The organism is Pantoea sp. M_9, from assembly GCF_008631385.1.
Lineage (GTDB): Bacteria > Pseudomonadota > Gammaproteobacteria > Enterobacterales > Enterobacteriaceae > Pantoea > Pantoea eucrina.
The window spans coordinates 268,885-286,464 of sequence record NZ_VWUF01000001.1 but is presented as its reverse complement, the minus strand read 5'-3'; the positions used below and the strand labels follow the sequence as shown (position 1 = coordinate 286,464).

Annotated in this window: 15 protein-coding genes and 2 tRNA genes; 9 read left to right on the top strand and 8 right to left on the bottom strand. The window is 54.6% G+C overall.

The features are described 5' to 3' along the window. Nucleotides 1–67: 67 nt before the first annotated feature. Complete coding sequence (gene sppA, locus F3I15_RS01280; protein WP_150016258.1) at nt 68–1,924, bottom strand: signal peptide peptidase SppA; 1,857 nt, start codon at nt 1,922–1,924, stop codon at nt 68–70. Between the two features lie 171 nt (nt 1,925–2,095). Between sppA and F3I15_RS01275 the strand changes: the two genes are divergently transcribed. The 3 genes from F3I15_RS01275 to F3I15_RS01265 all read left to right on the top strand — a co-directional run bounded on the left by F3I15_RS01275 (nt 2,096) and on the right by F3I15_RS01265 (nt 5,009). Further along, nucleotides 2,096–2,647, top strand: coding sequence for an NAD(P)H nitroreductase (locus F3I15_RS01275; RefSeq protein ID WP_039384682.1), 552 nt, complete (start codon nt 2,096–2,098; stop codon nt 2,645–2,647). 146 nt (nt 2,648–2,793) lie between these two features. Then, nucleotides 2,794–4,713: a DNA topoisomerase III gene (locus F3I15_RS01270; RefSeq protein WP_150016257.1), complete on the top strand. Its 1,920-nt coding sequence runs from the start codon at nt 2,794–2,796 to the stop codon at nt 4,711–4,713. Beyond that, nucleotides 4,710–5,009, top strand: coding sequence for a YnjH family protein (locus tag F3I15_RS01265; protein ID WP_150016256.1), 300 nt, complete (start codon nt 4,710–4,712; stop codon nt 5,007–5,009). Before F3I15_RS01270 ends, F3I15_RS01265 begins: the two co-directional genes overlap by 4 nt. Nucleotides 5,010–5,042: 33 nt before the next feature. Here F3I15_RS01265 and xthA read toward each other — a convergent pair whose 3' ends face one another. From xthA to F3I15_RS01240, 5 genes are all read right to left on the bottom strand, one after another. Continuing rightward, on the bottom strand, nt 5,043–5,849 hold the full coding sequence (gene xthA / locus F3I15_RS01260) for an exodeoxyribonuclease III (RefSeq protein WP_150016255.1): 807 nt from the start codon (nt 5,847–5,849) through the stop codon (nt 5,043–5,045). Nucleotides 5,850–5,994: 145 nt separating this feature from the next. Further along, nucleotides 5,995–6,079 (bottom strand) — tRNA-Tyr (locus tag F3I15_RS01255). Nucleotides 6,080–6,122: 43 nt separating this feature from the next. After that, nucleotides 6,123–6,207: transfer RNA gene (locus F3I15_RS01250), tRNA-Tyr, on the bottom strand. A 154-nt stretch (nt 6,208–6,361) separates the two neighbouring features. Beyond that, entirely contained in the window at nt 6,362–7,210 is an 849-nt protein-coding gene (purU, locus tag F3I15_RS01245) for a formyltetrahydrofolate deformylase (RefSeq protein WP_065649176.1), read from the bottom strand. A gap of 56 nt (nt 7,211–7,266) precedes the next feature. Then, a complete protein-coding gene (locus F3I15_RS01240) occupies nt 7,267–7,722 on the bottom strand; it encodes a YchJ family protein (RefSeq protein WP_150016254.1) in 456 nt (151 codons plus the stop codon). 96 nt (nt 7,723–7,818) lie between these two features. Here F3I15_RS01240 and rssA point away from each other — a divergent pair, with 96 nt between their 5' ends. From rssA to F3I15_RS01215, 5 genes are all read left to right on the top strand, one after another. Continuing rightward, nucleotides 7,819–8,718, top strand: a complete 900-nt coding sequence (gene rssA, locus F3I15_RS01235; protein WP_150016253.1) for a patatin-like phospholipase RssA — start codon at nt 7,819–7,821, stop codon at nt 8,716–8,718. 101 nt (nt 8,719–8,819) lie between these two features. After that, entirely contained in the window at nt 8,820–9,836 is a 1,017-nt protein-coding gene (gene rssB / locus F3I15_RS01230) for a two-component system response regulator RssB (protein ID WP_150016252.1), read from the top strand. Nucleotides 9,837–10,029: 193 nt separating this feature from the next. After that, nucleotides 10,030–10,938 (top strand): UTP--glucose-1-phosphate uridylyltransferase GalU, encoded by a 909-nt coding sequence (gene galU / locus F3I15_RS01225; RefSeq protein WP_150016251.1) that lies wholly within the window; start codon nt 10,030–10,032, stop codon nt 10,936–10,938. A gap of 23 nt (nt 10,939–10,961) precedes the next feature. Continuing rightward, nucleotides 10,962–12,302, top strand: a complete 1,341-nt coding sequence (locus tag F3I15_RS01220; RefSeq protein ID WP_150016250.1) for a UDP-glucose/GDP-mannose dehydrogenase family protein — start codon at nt 10,962–10,964, stop codon at nt 12,300–12,302. A gap of 14 nt (nt 12,303–12,316) precedes the next feature. After that, complete coding sequence (locus F3I15_RS01215) at nt 12,317–13,324, top strand: NAD-dependent epimerase (RefSeq protein ID WP_150016249.1); 1,008 nt, start codon at nt 12,317–12,319, stop codon at nt 13,322–13,324. Between the two features lie 98 nt (nt 13,325–13,422). On the opposite strand, the gene hns is transcribed toward F3I15_RS01215, so the two are convergent. After that, nucleotides 13,423–13,830, bottom strand: a complete 408-nt coding sequence (gene hns / locus F3I15_RS01210; RefSeq protein ID WP_150016248.1) for a histone-like nucleoid-structuring protein H-NS — start codon at nt 13,828–13,830, stop codon at nt 13,423–13,425. 372 nt (nt 13,831–14,202) lie between these two features. Here hns and tdk point away from each other — a divergent pair, with 372 nt between their 5' ends. After that, nucleotides 14,203–14,823, top strand: a complete 621-nt coding sequence (tdk, locus tag F3I15_RS01205) for a thymidine kinase (protein WP_039384655.1) — start codon at nt 14,203–14,205, stop codon at nt 14,821–14,823. Nucleotides 14,824–14,874: 51 nt separating this feature from the next. Here tdk and adhE read toward each other — a convergent pair whose 3' ends face one another. Then, a complete protein-coding gene (gene adhE, locus F3I15_RS01200) occupies nt 14,875–17,553 on the bottom strand; it encodes a bifunctional acetaldehyde-CoA/alcohol dehydrogenase (protein ID WP_150016247.1) in 2,679 nt (892 codons plus the stop codon). Between the last annotated feature and the right edge of the window lie 27 nt (nt 17,554–17,580).

The window sequence follows — 17,580 nt, the reverse complement described above, 5'->3', positions numbered from 1 at the left end:
CCGTAAAACGCGCAGTATAAGGGGATTGACAGGGAAAAGCAGCCCGACCAGCGGCCGAGCTGTAAAATTAGCGAACGCTGCCGCAATTCAGACAAAAGGCGTAACGATTTTGCGGATCGTTAAGCTTACCGAGCAGGCCCGGCTGCGACTGCATAGCGCTGACAACATCCTGCACCGGTGCGGGCAGCCAGATTTTCAGCGCGTCGGGCAGCACCGCCTGCGCCGAGGCGTTCATCTGATTGAGCAGCAGATCAAACATACCGGGTTCATCCTGATACCAGTTCAGCGCAGGCTGTTTCACGCTGGCCAGTGAGGCAGCTTTCGCCACGGCGTCGTCAAAATCACCCAGTGCGTCAACCAGACCATTGTTTTTGGCATCGCTGCCGGTCCAGACATGGCCCTGTGCAATCGCATCAATCTGCTCAGGCGTCTTGTGCCGCGATGCAGCGACCAGACCGATAAAATTGCGATAGCCATTCTCAATCGTCAGTTGCATCAGCTGCTGTACCTCTGCAGGCAGCGTTTTGGTGGTCGCTACGTCAGCGAGCGGGGAGGTGGCTACGCCATCCGTATGTACGCCGATTGCGTCCAGGCTGTTTTCGACCGTATTAATCACGCCAAAGATGCCAATAGAACCGGTCAGTGTAGAAGGTGCGGCGATGATGTAATCTGCCGGCGTTGAAATCCAGTAACCTCCCGATGCGGCCATGCCTCCCATGGAGACCACCACCGGCTTACCGGCTTCATGCGCGGCGGCCAGCTCTTCACGAATCGCTTCCGATGCGGTGACGCTGCCGCCCGGGCTGTTTACCCGCAGCACGATAGCTTTGATGGCGGGATCGAGGCGCGCTTCACGGATCTGTGCGGCCGTTGTGTCACCGCCGACATTGCCTGCGCTCTCTTCTCCATCCATGATCGCACCGCTGGCGAGGATCACCGCGATGTTGCCTTTTTGCTGCGCCGGCTGTTTCAGACGGTAGTCATAGATGCTGACATAGCGGTAGTCATTATTCGCTTTGTCCCAGCCAAAGGTTTTCGCCAGCGCCTGGTCAGCCGCCGCGCGTGAGCTCAGCGTATCCACCAGTTTATTATTCAGCGCATATTTAGCGGTGTCGCCCTGTACTGCCTCCAGCCCGCTGATCACGCCTGCCGCGCCGGGAAAGAGCTGCTCTGGCGTAATCTGACGGTTAGCTGACACCGTATTCAGATAATTTTGCCATAGCTGGGTGATCCAGCGGCTGTCCGCCTCACGTGCATCCGGTGACATGTTGTCACGCAGGAACGGTTCAACGGCTGACTTGTAAGTGCCTACGCGGAAAACGTGGGAAGAGACCTTCAGCTTTTCCAGCAGCGTTTTGTAATAGAGGCCGTTGGTCGCAAAGCCGTGCAGGTCAACCGTGCCCTGAGGCGAGAGCCAGATTTTATTCGCAAAGCTGGCCAGGTAATACTGTGCCTGACTGTAGCTGTCACCCAGCGCATAAACTGGTTTTCCGGTGTCGCGAAACTCCCGCAGCGCTTTACCAACATACTGCAGAGAGGGCTGATCGCCGCCGGCAAAATCGCGCAGATCCAGCACGATACCGGTGATATTGCTGTCAGTTTTAGCCTGGCGAATCGCATCAACCACATCAAACAGGGAGTTTTCCTGCAGGCGATCGCTGTTCGCACCCAGCAGCTGACGGCTGATGCGACTCAGACGGTTATTCACCGAAGGTTTATCCACCAGCATACCGCTGAGATCGACTTTTAACGCTCCCTGCTGAACCGGTTCACTGTTGCCGGCGCTCGACAGCTGCAGCCAGATGCCGACACCGGCCAGGATCAGAACAATGAGAAACAGGTTAAGGATAAACTCCCGGATAAAATTCAGAACGCGCCAGCTCCAGCGGAACAGACCGGTAATCATTCGCCACAATGTGCGCATAAACTCTCCATATTCACGTAGCCAGGGCCGGCAGCAGGCTTGCGGACCCCGATATCGGCATCATCCTAAAGAGCAGCGGCTGAAAAGTCAGCAGGAATTCGCACCAGACTGTTACAAAAGATCGCGCTGTGCCAGGATTAGCACATCATCAAAAGGCACAGGAGAACCCTTATGGATGCACTGGAGTTATTGACTAACCGCCGCTCAGCTTCGCGGCTGACTGAACCCGCTCCGGCGGGTGAGGTGCTGCAAAACATTCTGCATGCCGGTATGCGGGCTCCCGATCACGGTACGCTTCGCCCGTGGCGTTTCGTTATTGCGGAGAATGAGGGACGGGACCGGCTAAGCCGCGTGCTGGAGCAGGCCGCCCGCGAGAGCGCGCTGGATGAAAAAGCCATCGCGAAAGCGGCGGCGGCGCCGTTTCGTGCGCCCATGGTGATAACGGTAATTGCAGACTACAAGCCCTCTGAAAAAGTGCCGCAGTGGGAGCAGGTTGTCTCTGCGGGCTGTGCCGTTATGGCGATGCAGATGGCTGCGCTGGCTCAGGGATATAACGGCATCTGGCGCAGTGGCCCCTGGACCGACCATCCTCACGTGCGGGCGGCGTTCAACTGCAAAGAAAAAGATGCCATTGTGGGCTTTCTCTATCTCGGCACGCCGCAGCTTAAAGCCAGCACCACGGTTGTCGCGCCGGATACCACAGAGTTTGTCTCCTGGTTTTGATTCTCCCGCCTGCAATTTGGCAGAATTGCAGGCGTCGTGCGCAAAAGCACCGCATCCGTGCAGAGAAAGCTTACCTGCAGCAGGCCGCCAGGCTACCATCGCTTCACTGTTTTCGTTAAAGATAAAAGAAAGGATTTGCGCCTTCCATGCGTCTATTTATTGCTGAAAAACCGAGCCTGGCGCGTGCCATCGCAGATGTTTTGCCAAAGCCGCATCGCCGCGGAGAGGGCTATATCGCCTGCGGTAACGATCAGGTGGTGACCTGGTGCGTCGGGCATTTGCTGGAGCAGGCGCAGCCTGATAGCTACGACAGCCGCTATGCCCGCTGGAACCTGGCCGATCTGCCGATTATTCCTGAAAAGTGGCGTCTGCAGCCGCGCCCCTCGGTAGCGAAACAGCTGAAAGCCATAGAAGGCTTACTGCAGCAGGCCAGCGAAATCGTGCACGCTGGCGATCCGGATCGCGAAGGTCAGCTGCTGGTGGATGAGGTGCTGGACTATCTGCAGCTGCCGGCCGGGAAGCGCCAGCGGGTGCAGCGCTGCCTAATCAACGATCTTAATCCGGCGGCCGTTGAGCGTGCGGTGAGCCGGCTGCGCGAAAACCGCGAATTTATCCCGCTCTGCGTCTCAGCGCTGGCGCGTTCACGCGCTGACTGGCTGTATGGCATTAATATGACGCGCGCCTGGACCCTGCTAGGGCGTAACGCCGGCTATGATGGCGTGTTGTCGGTGGGGCGCGTCCAGACGCCGGTGCTCGGGCTGGTTGTGCGGCGGGATGAAGAGATTGAGCACTTTGTGCCCAAAGACTATTTTGAAGTGAAAGCGCATGTCATCACGCCAAAAGAGGAGCGCTTCGTTGCCAGCTGGGTGCCAAGCGACGCCTGTGAGCCCTGGCAGGATGAAGAGGGGCGCGTGCTGCACCGGCCGCTGGCAGAGCATGTACTGGCGCGTATTGAGGGACAGCCCGCGCAGGTAACCGGCTATAACGACAGGCGTGAATCGGAAACCGCACCGCTGCCGTTTTCGCTCTCCAGCCTGCAGATTGAAGCCGCAAAGCGTTACGGGCTGAGCGCGCAGAGCGTGCTGGAGTGCTGTCAGCGCCTCTATGAGACGCATAAGCTTATTACTTATCCGCGTTCGGATAGCCGCTATCTCCCTGATGAGCATTACGCCGGCCGTCATGCGGTGCTGAAAGCGATCGCTGTGCATCAGCCCGATCTCACGCCGCCTGCTGATTTCAATACGGAACAGAAAAACCGCTGCTGGGACGATAAAAAGGTCGATGCGCATCACGCCATCATTCCCACCGCGCGTACCGGCAAAGTCGCACTCAGCGACAATGAGGCCCGGATCTATGCGCTGATTGCCCGGCAATATCTGATGCAGTTCTGCCCGGATGCGCAGTTCCGCAAATGCGTTATCGATCTGGAGATCGGTGGTGGCCGGTTTGTGGCAAAAGCGCGGTTTCTGGCGGAAGCGGGGTGGCGCGCGCTGCTCGGGAATAAAGAGCGTGACGAAGAGAACGACGGCACGCCGCTGCCGGTGGTCGCTAAAGGCGACACCCTGCTGTGCGAGCGCGGTGAACTGCTGGAGAAGCAGACTCAGCCGCCGCGGCCGTTCACGGATGCCACGCTGTTATCCGCCATGACCGGCATTGCGCGCTTTGTGCAGGATAAAGAATTAAAGAAAGTGCTGCGTGCGACCGATGGTTTAGGAACGGAGGCGACGCGGGCCGGCATTATTGAGCTGCTGTTTCGCCGGACTTTCCTGGTTAAAAAAGGGCGCTATATCCACTCGACGGAGGCGGGCAGAGCTCTGATCCATGCGCTGCCGGAAATGGCGGCGCGGCCAGATATGACGGCGCAGTGGGAGTCAACCCTGACGCGCATCAGCGAAAGAAGCTGCCGCTATGATGAGTTTATGCAGCCGCTGGTGTCAACGCTGACCACGCTGATTGGCGAGGCGCGGCAGCGGCCTTCTTTGCAGGCGTTCAAGGGGCTGGCGGCCGCTTCGCCAGCGCGCGCGAAAGCCAAAAAACAGCGGCGAAAGCCAAAGGAGACGCAATGAGCAGGTATACAACGGGAGTGGCGCTGGCGCTGCTGGTCTGCAGCACTAGCGCGCTGGCAAACCGGATGCCGGAGCCGGGGCGGATGGGTAATACGGATGTGGTGGTGGATATGCCGGCGGAAGTCTGGACGCAGGGCCAGAATCGTCAGCAGAACAGCTGCCTTCAGTGCTGCATTTATGAAAACCGCAGCTATTCAGAAGGCGCAGTGGTCAAGGCCGAAGGGGTACTGCTGCAGTGCTCGCGGGATGAAAAGGTGCTGGGCACCAATCCGCTGCTGTGGAAAATCATTAAATAGTTAAGCGTGGCGCACAGGCGCCACGCTTAACGTTTACAGATCGAACGTCGCCCAGACGGGAGCGTGGTCAGAAGGCTTCTCCATGCCACGAATAGCGTAATCGATACCGGCATCGACGCAGCGTGCGGCCAGCGGCTGACTGGCCAGCAGCAGATCGATGCGCAGTCCGCGGTTGTCATCGAATCCGCGCGAGCGGTAGTCGAACCAGGAAAAGCGATCGTTTGTCGTCGGGTTTCTGGCACGCCAGGTATCGGTGAGGCCCCACTGCAGCAGCCGATCCATCCACTCACGCTCTTCCGGCAGAAACGAGCATTTTCCGGTACGCAGCCAGCGCTTGCGGCTCTCTTCACCAATCCCGATATCCAGGTCGGTGGCGCTGATATTCATGTCGCCCATGATCAGCAGCGGCTTGTCAGCGGCAGCGTGTTCCATCAGATAGCTCTGCAGATCGCGGTAGAATTTCTCTTTAGCCGGGAATTTAAGCGGGTGATCGCGGCTTTCACCCTGGGGGAAATAGCCGTTGATAACGGTGATGTTACCTGCCGGGCTCGGTATCTCCGCCATAATCAGGCGTCGCTGAGCGTCATCGTCATCGCCCGGAAAACCGCGCATAACCCGTACCGGTGCGTTTTTGGTAAGTAGCGCAACGCCGTAGTGACCTTTTTGCCCATGATAGAAGACGTGATAACCGAGCTGGCTGACCTCTTCCAGCGGGAACATCTCATCGTGAACCTTGGTTTCCTGCAGGCCGATAACCTCAGGCTGATGCTGTTCCACCAGCGCGGCCAGCTGATGAGGGCGTGCGCGCAACCCGTTGATGTTGAATGAAACAAATTTCATATCGCTGCCATTTTAATAACCTGTATGCGGCGCGATGGTAACGGCTTTTTGGCAAAAAGTCATGCCCGAAGCGGAGCAGGCAGCGCAGTATCAGAGGGGAGGAGTAAACGAAGCGTTTTCAGGATGTAGCGAACGGAACAGGAGATGGTGGCGGGAGAAGGATTCGAACCTTCGAAGTCGATGACGGCAGATTTACAGTCTGCTCCCTTTGGCCGCTCGGGAATCCCGCCTGGGATATAAAGCTCAGATTCAGGCACTGCAGAGTGATTCAGATGGTGGCGGGAGAAGGATTCGAACCTTCGAAGTCGATGACGGCAGATTTACAGTCTGCTCCCTTTGGCCGCTCGGGAATCCCGCCACTTGCCTGAATCTTTGTGCCTGAAGGCGGGGCGCATCATACCAAATGCGTTCCGCCTGTAAAGCACCGGATGTAAAAATAAAACCTGTTTGCCCGTTTTTTACGCGTAGCGCTGAAGAGTTAGACAGTTCAGCGCACTGGCGCGAAAACGCGCTTAAAGAATAATCGTGCGGTTGCCATAAACAAACACGCGCTGGCCGAGCACTTTATAGAGCGCGCGACTCAGTACGTTTTTTTCCACATCGCGTCCGGCACGCATCATCTCTTCAGCGGTATAGCTGTGATCCACGTTGATGACATCCTGCATAATGATTGGACCTTCGTCCAGGTTGTCATTGACGTAGTGCGCCGTTGCGCCAATGATTTTTACGCCGCGTTCATACGCCTGATGATAAGGGCGCGCGCCGATAAAAGCTGGCAGGAACGAGTGGTGAATATTGATGATCTGGTTCGGGTAGCGCTGCACAAAAGCAGGCGTCAGCACGCGCATATATTTTGCCAGCACCACGTAATCAGGCTGATAGCGATCGATCTCTTCCGCCATGCGATTGTCGTGCTCTTCGCGCGTCTTGCCTTCATGGCTGACCAGCACAAAAGGAATATCAAAACGTTCTACCAGCGAGCGCAGCGTATCGTGATTGCCGATAACCGCAGCGATCTCCATATCCAGACCACCAAACGCGCTTTTCATCAGCAGGTCACCCAGGCAGTGCGCCTCTTTTGTGACCAGAATAACAACGCGACGGCGACCGGCAGTGTGCAGCTCACGCACGGAACCGGCCGGCAGAGCGCTATCGAGATCGGCCAGCAGCGTATTGTCGTTAAAAATGCCTTCCAGCTCGGTGCGCATAAAAAAGCGGCCGGTGCGGTGATCGACAAACTCATTGTTTTGTACAATGTTGAGTTCATGCTTGTAGCAAATGTTGGTGATCTTGGCGATCAGACCTTTAGCATCAGGGCAAATGGTCCGTAAAACTTTTCGTTGCAGTGTTTGCGCTTGCATCTCAATCAAGGTCCTGTCAAAGCGATAAGGGTATTACCATTGCGGCGAAGCGGATATCAGCCACAACATTTTTTGTATTTTTTGCCAGAGCCGCAGGGGCAGCGATCGTTACGCCCGATTGCTGGCGCTGTTCCATCCACATAGTACCAGCGACCCTCCTCCCGAAGAAAGCGTGAACGTTCAGCGATCGCTGACTCGTGCTCTTTTTCGCGGTAGCGCGCAAAAAAGGTCACAAAGGCTTCGTTCTCATGGATGGCATGATTACAACAGGTTACATTTAGTCCGAGCCACGTTGTACCGGCAAAACTTTCAGATAAACGCGCCATTAGATCGACGCTGCGCTGGCTGGCGTGCCAGGTTTCTGTCAGATAAACTGCATTACCCGTGGCGTAGGCCGTATAGCGAGATCGCATCAGCTGTTCAGCACTTAGCGGGATGGCCTCGCCGTTTAAAAAGGGCTGACAACATAAGCTATACTGCTTCCCGCTGCAGCAGGGGCACTTTTCGGACACATCATCTCCTGAGAGTGGTTAACGTTATCATAGGCGTGCGCTATGGTAGCCGACTGCGTGGCATGATGCTACGTACCAGCGGCATCACGAGGTAAGATGAGAAAGGTCAAAATTGGACTGGCTCTGGGATCGGGCGCCGCAAAGGGCTGGGCGCATATCGGCGTTATTAATGCGCTGGAGCGTGCCGGTATTGAAATTGATGTGGTAGCGGGCTGTTCAGTCGGCGCGCTGGTTGGTGCCGCCTACACCAATGGTCACCTGGCAAACATGGAGAAGTGGGTCAGCGCGTTTCGCTACTGGGATGTTATACGCCTGATGGATCTCTCCTGGCAGCGCGGGGGGCTGTTGCGCGGCGATCGCGTTTTTAGTCATATTCGCCAGCTGATCCCGCATGACCAGATTGATGGCGGCCTGAAACCTTTTGGCGTGGTTGCCACAAACCTGAGTACCGGCCGTGAGCTCTGGCTGACTGAGGGCGATCTGCATCAGGCCGTGCGCGCTTCCTGTAGTATGCCAGGCTTATTACCACCCGTTGGCTACAATGGATACTGGCTGGTGGATGGCGCGGTGGTAAACCCGGTGCCCATCTCCCTGACGCGTGCGCTCGGCGCGGACATTGTTATTGCGGTCGATCTTCAGCATGATGCGCATCTGATGCAGCAGGATCTGCTGTCGGTAACGCCGGAAAACGGCGATGACGCGGCAGAGGCGCTCTCCTGGGGTAAAAAATTGCGTCAGCGTCTGATGGGATTTACCCGCCAGCGCGCGGTGCAGTCACCTGGCGCAATGGAGATCATGTCGACCTCAATTCAGGTGCTGGAAAACCGCCTTAAACGCAACCGTATGGCGGGCGATCCGCCGGATGTGCTGATTCAGCCGTTTTGTCCGCAGATCTCAACGCTGGACTTTCATCGTGCTGAAGAGGCGATGGCTGCCGGTAAGGCGGCCGTAGAGAAAAAAATGGATGAACTATTACCACTGGTCCGTAGCAGATAGTCAGTTGTTCATTCAGGGGGGTTGTCGCTGATGACAATAATTAAAGGCGCAACTGCATTTTATGAACCACTATTGCAATATCTGGTACGCAGGGGGAGAGAATGGAAAAACCACTACTCGGCAAAAAGATACTCATTGTCGAAGATGAGGTCGTTTTCCGTTCATTGCTGGAAAATGTACTGACCAGCCTGGGGGCAATAGCCCTGCAGGCTGGCGACGGGCTGGAAGGTCTCGACGTTCTGTCGTCGCACAGCGCCGATCTGGTGATTTGCGATCTGGAAATGCCCCGGATGGGCGGTATTGCGTTTGTTGAGCATCTGCGCAGTCAGGGGAATATGGTGCCTGTGCTGGTCATATCCGCCACCCAGAATATGGCTGATATCGCGCATGTGCTGCGGCTTGGCGTGCAGGATGTATTACTGAAACCGCTAAAAAATATCGAACGCTTCCGCGAGGCTGTGTTTGAGTGTCTTTATCCCTCGATGTTCACCTCCAAAGTGGAGGAGGATGAGCAGCTGTTTCAGGACTGGGATGCGCTGGCCCGCGATCCGATCGCCGCGGCAAAACTGCTGAAGCAGCTGCAGCCGCCGGTGCAGCAAACCATTGCGCACTGCCGCATTAACTACCGACAGCTGACCATGGCGGAACAGCCAGGACTGGTACTGGATATTGCTGCGCTCTCTGATAAAGATCTCGCCTTTTACTGTCTGGATGTTACCCGGGCGGGCGACAACGGCGTGCTGGCCGCGCTGCTGCTGCGGGCGCTGTTCAACGGTTTGCTGCAGGAGCAGCTGTCCGGACAGCATCATCGGCTGCCAGAACTCAACGGCCTGCTGCGTCAGGTGAATATGCTGCTGCGCCAGGCAAACCTTACCGGGCAGTTCCCGCTTCTGGTGGGATACTATCATCGCGAATTGCGTAAATTAATTCTGGTTTCAGCAGGGCTTAATGCCACGCTGCACATGGAAACGCAGCAGCTGCAGTTAAACAGCGGTGTACCGCTGGGCACGATGGGGGGGACCCATCTTAATCAGATTTCTCAGCATACGGGCGCCTGGCAATGCCACGTATGGGGCGCCGGAGGGAGGCTCCGTCTGATGTTATCGGGTGAAGAATAAGCAGTTAAACAGCGGGTTAAATCAGTTGAGCGACAGCGCCAGACCTATCCTTTACACTTGGGTAAAAGTCTTAAATTCCATGGATTAACTTTATCCAGGATAATTCCGCCTGATACTAACTGATATACTCATTTCGTTTTTTAAACCGACATATCAAGTATTAACTTGAGCGGCCTATTAAGAGAGGTATTTGATGTCTGCCTATAAGTCAAAAGTAAAAAAAGCGGTAATCCCGGTTGCAGGTTTAGGTACGCGTATGCTGCCAGCGACCAAAGCTATTCCAAAAGAGATGTTACCGCTGGTCGATAAGCCGTTGATCCAGTATGTCGTAAATGAGTGTATTGCTGCGGGCATTAACGAAATTGTGCTGGTTACGCACTCTTCTAAAAACTCAATCGAAAACCACTTTGATACCAGTTTCGAACTGGAAGCCATGCTGGAGAAGCGTGTAAAGCGTCAGCTGCTGGATGAAATCCAGTCTATCTGCCCGCCACACGTCACCATTATGCAGGTGCGTCAGGGTATCGCTAAAGGTCTGGGCCATGCGGTCATGTGTGCACATCCGCTGGTAGGCGATGAGCCGGTAGCGGTCATTCTGCCAGACGTTATCATCGACGAATATGAGTCAAACCCGACTAAAGACAACCTGGCAGAGATGCTGGCGCGTTTTGAAGAAACCGGTCACAGCCAGATCATGGTTGAGCCAGTAGCAGACGTGACCGCATACGGTGTGGTTGACTGCAAAGGCGCCGAACTGAGCGCGGGCCAGAGTGCACCAATGGTTGGTGTTGTTGAGAAGCCAAAAGCGAGTGAAGCGCCTTCTAACCTTGCGGTCGTGGGTCGTTACGTTCTCTCTGCTGATATCTGGCCTCTGCTGGCTAAAACCCCTCCGGGTGCAGGCGGCGAAGTTCAGCTGACCGACTCTATCGCTATGCTGATGGAAAAAGAGACTGTAGAAGCTTATCACCTGACTGGCGTCAGCCACGACTGTGGTAACAAGCTGGGTTACATGCAGGCTTTTGTTGAGTACGGCGTACGTCACCCGGTGCTGGGCAAAGATTTTGCACAGTGGCTGGACAACGCAGTAGGCAATAAAAAGTAATTCATTAAGCACAGGATAATTTAATGAAAGTCACTGTATTTGGTATCGGCTATGTCGGTCTGGTTCAGGCTGCGGTGTTGGCCGAAGTCGGACATGACGTTCTCTGCATTGATGTCGACGCTAACAAAGTCGAAAACCTGAAAAAAGGTATCATCCCGATTTTCGAACCGGGTCTGACGCCGCTGGTGATGTCCAACTATGAATCGGGCCGCCTGAAATTCAGCACTGACGCCAAAGAGGGCGTTAATCACGGGGTGATGCAGTTTATTGCTGTTGGCACACCGCCTGATGAAGATGGTTCTGCCGATCTGAAATATGTGACCGCGGTTGCGCGCACGATTGCAGAACATATGAACGATCACAAAGTCGTTATCGATAAATCAACGGTACCAGTCGGCACAGCCGATCGCGTACGCAGTGTGATGCAGGATACGCTGAAACAGCGTGGTGCCAGCGTTGCTTTCGATGTGGTTTCCAACCCGGAATTCCTCAAAGAGGGTGCGGCCGTTAATGACTGCATGCGACCAGAGCGCATCGTTGTCGGTACTGACAATGAGGATGTGGTGGAACTGCTGCGCGAGCTCTATGAGCCGTTCAACCGTAACCACGATCGCATGATCCTGATGGATATCCGCAGTGCAGAGCTGACAAAATATGCGGCAAACTGCATGCTGGCGACCAAAATCAGCTTTATGAACGAGATCTCTAATCTCGCTGAGCTGCTGGGCGCTGACGTGGAGAAAGTCCGTCAGGGTATCGGTTCTGATTCCCGTATCGGCTATCACTTTATCTATCCGGGCTGCGGCTACGGTGGTTCCTGCTTCCCGAAAGATGTGCAGGCGCTGATCCGTACAGCAGAGTCTATTGGCTATAAACCACGCCTGCTGCAGGCGGTGGAAGAGGTCAATGACGCGCAGAAAAACAAACTGCCTGCCTTTATCAAGCGCCATTTTGGTGACGATCTGCGCGGCAAGACGTTTGCGCTGTGGGGCCTGGCGTTTAAACCCAACACCGACGATATGCGTGAAGCCTCCAGCCGTGTGCTGATGGAAGCGTTATGGGAAGCGGGTGCTACGGTTCAGGCTTACGATCCGGAAGCGATGGAAGAAGCGCAGCGCATCTATGGTCACCGTGACGATCTGAAACTCACAGGGACTAAAGAAGCGGCACTGCAGGGCGCTGATGGTCTGGTTATCTGTACCGAATGGCAGAATTTCCGGGCACCTGATTTTGACGTAATTAAAAATGCGTTAAAACAACCCGTGATTTTTGATGGCCGTAACCTGTATGATCCAGAGCGTATCAGCAAACGCGGTTTCGTTTATTATGCAATCGGCCGCGGAGCGTCTATTCAAATTGCGTAATAAATGAGGGATGTATGAATTTTCTGGTTACCGGCGCAGCAGGATTTATCGGTTTTCACGTAAGCCAGCGTTTGCTCGCTGCCGGTCACCAGGTTGTTGGTATCGACAACCTGAATGACTATTATGACGTCAGCCTGAAACAGGCTCGCCTCGATCAGATTTTACCGCATCCCGCGTTTACCTTTATTAAAATGGACCTGGCCGATCGCCAGGCCATTTCCTCCCTGTTTGAACAGCACGCGTTTGAGCGCGTTATCCATCTCGCCGCGCAGGCGGGTGTGCGTTACTCAATCGATAACCCGCACGCTTATGCAGATGCTAACCTCACCGGTCATCTGAATATTCTGGAAGGCTGCCGTCACCATAAGATTGGCCATCTTCTTTATGCCTCCTCAAGCTCAGTTTATGGGCTGAACCGCAAAATGCCGTTCTCCACCGATGACAGCGTTGATCACCCGGTTTCCCTCTATGCGGCGACGAAAAAAGCCAACGAACTGATGTCGCATACTTATTCGCATCTTTATCAGCTGCCGACAACCGGACTGCGTTTCTTTACCGTGTATGGCCCGTGGGGCCGGCCCGATATGGCGCTGTTTAAATTTACCCGTGCAATGCTGGCAGGCGAGGCGATAGACGTCTATAACCGCGGTGAGATGACGCGCGACTTTACCTATATCGATGATATCGCTGAGGCGATTGTTCGCCTGCAGGCGGTGGTACCACAACCTGACAGCGCATGGAGCGTGGAGCACGGCTCACCCGCCAGCAGCTCTGCGCCGTATCGGGTGTATAACATTGGCAACAGTCAGCCCACGCGCCTGATGACCTATATAGAGTCGCTGGAAAAAGCGCTCGGCATTGAGGCGCAGAAGAACATGCTGCCGATGCAGCCCGGCGATGTACTGGGCACCAGCGCAGATACGCAGCCTCTCTACGACGCCATTAATTTCCGGCCGCAGACCAGCGTTGAGCAGGGCGTACAGCAGTTTGTTGACTGGTATCGCGATTTTTATCAGAAGTAAGCGCATAAAAAAAGGAAGCCGCGAGCTTCCTTTTTTTTTACCTGGCGAAACGAATATTGCAGTAAAAGTGCAGACAGTAAAAACGAAGCGCGCGCGGATTACAGCAGGAAATCGTCCAGCTGTTTACCGTCTTCTTCGATCGCTTTTCTAATTACGGCAGGCGTGCGTCCCTGACCGGTCCAGGTGCGGTTTTCACCATTTTCGTCTACGTAGCTGTACTTGGCAGGACGGGCAGCGCGACGTGCTTTAGTCACCGTTTTGTTTTCTGATAACGCGTTCAGTAGTTCATTAGGATCGATGCCGTCAGCCAGCAACATTTCACGATACTGTTCCAGTTTGCGGCTGCGTTCAGCATTTTCAGCCTGAGCATGACTCTCTTCTTCACGGCGCTCATTAACCACTACGTCAAGTTTTTCCAGCATCTCTTCCAGGGTTTCCAGAGAGCATTCGCGCGCCTGAGCACGCAATGTACGGATATTATTAAGGATTTTAAGTGCTTCGCTCATTGTTCTTATCTCAGAATATAAAAAGGAGTGGTTAATCTGTTCCATAATAGTGGCGGGAATATATAACTGCAATAGTGAAACCTGAGTGAGGAGATTTATTTATTTTTTGGTTATGTCAGCAGAGTTAATTATCTATGGCTGAGCTGCATAAATTATCTGCGATATGTCTCATTGCGTGACGGCTATTCCATTTAACTGAGATTAATTTAACCGCTATTAGTGATTTAACCGCAGCGCACCGGCATTGATTTTCAGCGACCAGCAGCGTGGTTTTCTGCTGCGGTAAACCTGTCGTTTGTAAGGTGCTCTGCGGCAATACATTTGTGTTAAACTGCCGCCTTCTGAATTTAGTATCTCCGGAGAGACTGGTAAGTGGCTCAACTCTATTTCTATTATTCGGCGATGAATGCGGGTAAATCCACCGCGCTGCTGCAATCTTCTTATAACTATCAGGAGCGCGGCATGCGTACCCTGGTCTATACCGCAGAGATAGACGATAGATTTGGTGCCGGCGTGGTCAGCTCACGAATCGGACTCTCTTCGCCTGCCTGTCTGTATAATGACAAAACAGAACTGGCCGAAGCCATTGCGGAAGAGCATGCGCGCCAGCCCGTACACTGTGTGCTGGTTGACGAAAGCCAGTTTCTGACGCGTGAGCAGGTGTATGCGCTCTCTGACGTGGCGGACAATCTTGATATTCCGGTTCTCTGCTACGGTCTGCGCACTGACTTCCGCGGTGAGCTCTTCACCGGCAGCCAGTATCTTCTTGCCTGGGCCGACAAACTGGTTGAGCTTAAAACAATTTGCCACTGCGGTCGTAAGGCGAGCATGGTGCTGCGCCTTGACGGGGAGGGCAGACCGTTCAGCGAAGGTGAGCAGGTCGTAATTGGCGGTAATGAGCGCTATATATCCGTATGCCGGAAACATTACAAGCAGGCGATTAATCTGGGTACGCGTGAGGCCATATATGGCGCTAATCCGCCACCGGTTTAATCAGCCAGCCATAAAAAAACCCGCCGCGGCGGGTTTTTTATTTTCAGCGGACTATGCTTTCTTTACTTTTTTTTCACGGGCAGCGGACTGCAGCTCGCAGATTTCTGCAGAGGGTATGTCCGTTTCTGAATAATCACGTCCGTAGAACGTATCCAGCATAATCTGTTTTAGCTCAGCGATTAATGGATAGCGCGGATTGGCACCGGTGCACTGATCGTCAAAAGCGTCTTCAGCCAGCTTATCCACTTTCGCCAGGAAATCCGCCTCCTGCACACCTGCTTCCCGAATAGAAGCGGGAATACCGAGCTGCGTTTTCATTTCATCCAGCCACGCCAGCAGTTTTTCGATTTTCTGCGCCGTGCGATCCCCGGGCTGAGTCAGGCCGAGATGGTCAGCAATTTCCCCGTAGCGGCGCCGTGCCTGCGGCCGGTCATACTGGCTGAACGCCGTCTGTTTCGTTGGGTTATCATTGGCGTTATAGCGGATGACGTTACCGATAAGCAGCGCGTTTGCCAGCCCGTGCGGGATATGAAACTCTGAGCCAAGCTTATGGGCCATAGAGTGGCACACCCCGAGGAAAGCGTTGGCAAAGGCAATGCCGGCGATAGTCGCCGCGTTGTGTACGCGTTCACGCGCAACCGGATTTTTCGCGCCATCGCGATAGCTGGCGGGCAGATTCTCTTTAAGCAGCTTCAGCGCCTGCAGTGCCTGTCCGTCTGAGTACTCACTGGCAAGCACCGAGACGTAAGCCTCCAGCGCATGCGTCACCGCATCGAGGCCGCCAAAGGCGCAGAGCGAGCGCGGCATATCCATCACCAGGTCGGCATCAACGATCGCCATATCCGGCGTTAAAGCGTAGTCTGCCAGCGGATATTTTTGCCCGGTGGCGTCATCGGTGACAACGGCAAACGGGGTGACTTCTGAGCCGGTGCCCGAAGTGGTGGCGATCGCGACCATGCGCGCTTTCACGCCCATTTTCGGGAATTTGTAGATACGTTTACGGATATCCATAAAGCGCAGCGCCAGCTCTTCAAAATGCGTTTCCGGATGCTCATACATGACCCACATGATTTTCGCTGCGTCCATCGGTGAACCACCGCCCAGGGCGATAATCACGTCAGGCCGGAAACTGTGCATCTGCTCTGCACCCTTACGCACAATGCTCAGGGTCGGATCGGCTTCCACTTCAAAGAATATCTCGGTTTCGATTCCCTGTGATTTCAGCACCCGCGTAACCCGCTCGGCATAGCCGTTATTAAACAGAAAGCGATCGGTAACGATAAACGCGCGCTTCGCTCCCTCAGCAGCAACCTCTTCCAGCGCAATCGGAAGAGAGCCGCGGCGGAAGTAGATAGACTTCGGTAACTTATGCCACAACATATTTTCTGCTCGCTTAGCCACGGTTTTCTTATTGATTAAGTGTTTAGGGCCCACGTTTTCAGAGATGGAGTTACCCCCCCAGGAGCCGCAGCCCAGCGTCAGGGAAGGGGCAAGTTTGAAGTTGTAAAGATCGCCAATGCCGCCCTGTGAAGCCGGGGTGTTAATCAGGATGCGGGCCGTTTTCATTTTGTCGCCAAAATAGTGGATCCGCCCAGCCTCATTATCCTGATCGGTGTAGAGACAGGATGTGTGGCCAATGCCGCCCATTGCGACCAGCTTCTCTGCTTTTGCTACCGCGTCCGCATAATCTTTTGCCCGATACATCGCCAGCGTCGGCGAGAGCTTTTCATGGGCAAAAGGCTCCGATTCATCAACGGCTGACACCTCGCCAATTAAAATTTTGGTGCCCGGCGGGACGCTGATGCCGGCAAGCGCAGCAATATTGCAGGCGGGCTGGCCCACAATTGCCGCGTTCAGCGCGCCATTTTTCAGCAGGATATTCTGAACCGCGCTCAGCTCATGGCCCTGCAGCAGATAGCCGCCGTGGCTGGCAAAACGTTCGCGGACCGCGTCATAGACTGCATCAACAATAATGACCGATTGCTCAGAGGCACAGATCACGCCGTTATCGAACGTTTTAGACATCAGAATGGAAGCGACCGCGCGTTTGATGTCAGCGGTTTCATCAATCACGACCGGCGTATTGCCCGCGCCAACGCCAATCGCCGGTTTACCTGAGCTATAGGCCGCTTTAACCATGCCCGGGCCGCCGGTTGCCAGAATCAGGTTAATATCCGGATGATGCATGAGCTGACTGGAGAGTTCGACCGAAGGCGCATCGATCCAGCCGATAATATCTCTGGGAGCACCCGCAGCAATAGCCGCCTGCAGCACGATATCGGCTGCTTTATTGGTGGCATTTTTCGCGCGCGGATGCGGTGAAAAAATAATGCCGTTGCGGGTTTTCAGGCTGATAAGCGCCTTGAAAATAGCGGTGGAGGTGGGGTTGGTGGTAGGGATGATACCACAGATGAGGCCAATGGGTTCGGCAATGGTAATGGTGCCAAAGGTATCATCGCTTGCCAGCACGCCACAGGTTTTTTCATCTTTGTACGCGTTGTAGATATATTCTGAAGCGAAATGATTTTTGATCACTTTATCTTCAACAATACCCATGCCTGATTCCGCTACCGCCATCTTAGCCAGCGGAATGCGGGCGTCAGCTGCCGCCAGCGCCGCGGCGCGAAAAATTGCATCAACCTGCTCTTGGCTAAAACTGGCAAATTCGCGCTGCGCGCGTTTTACACGTTCAACCAGTGCATTGAGTTCGGCAACATTGGTTACGGCCATAATACTCTCCTGAGGAAGTTAAACTTT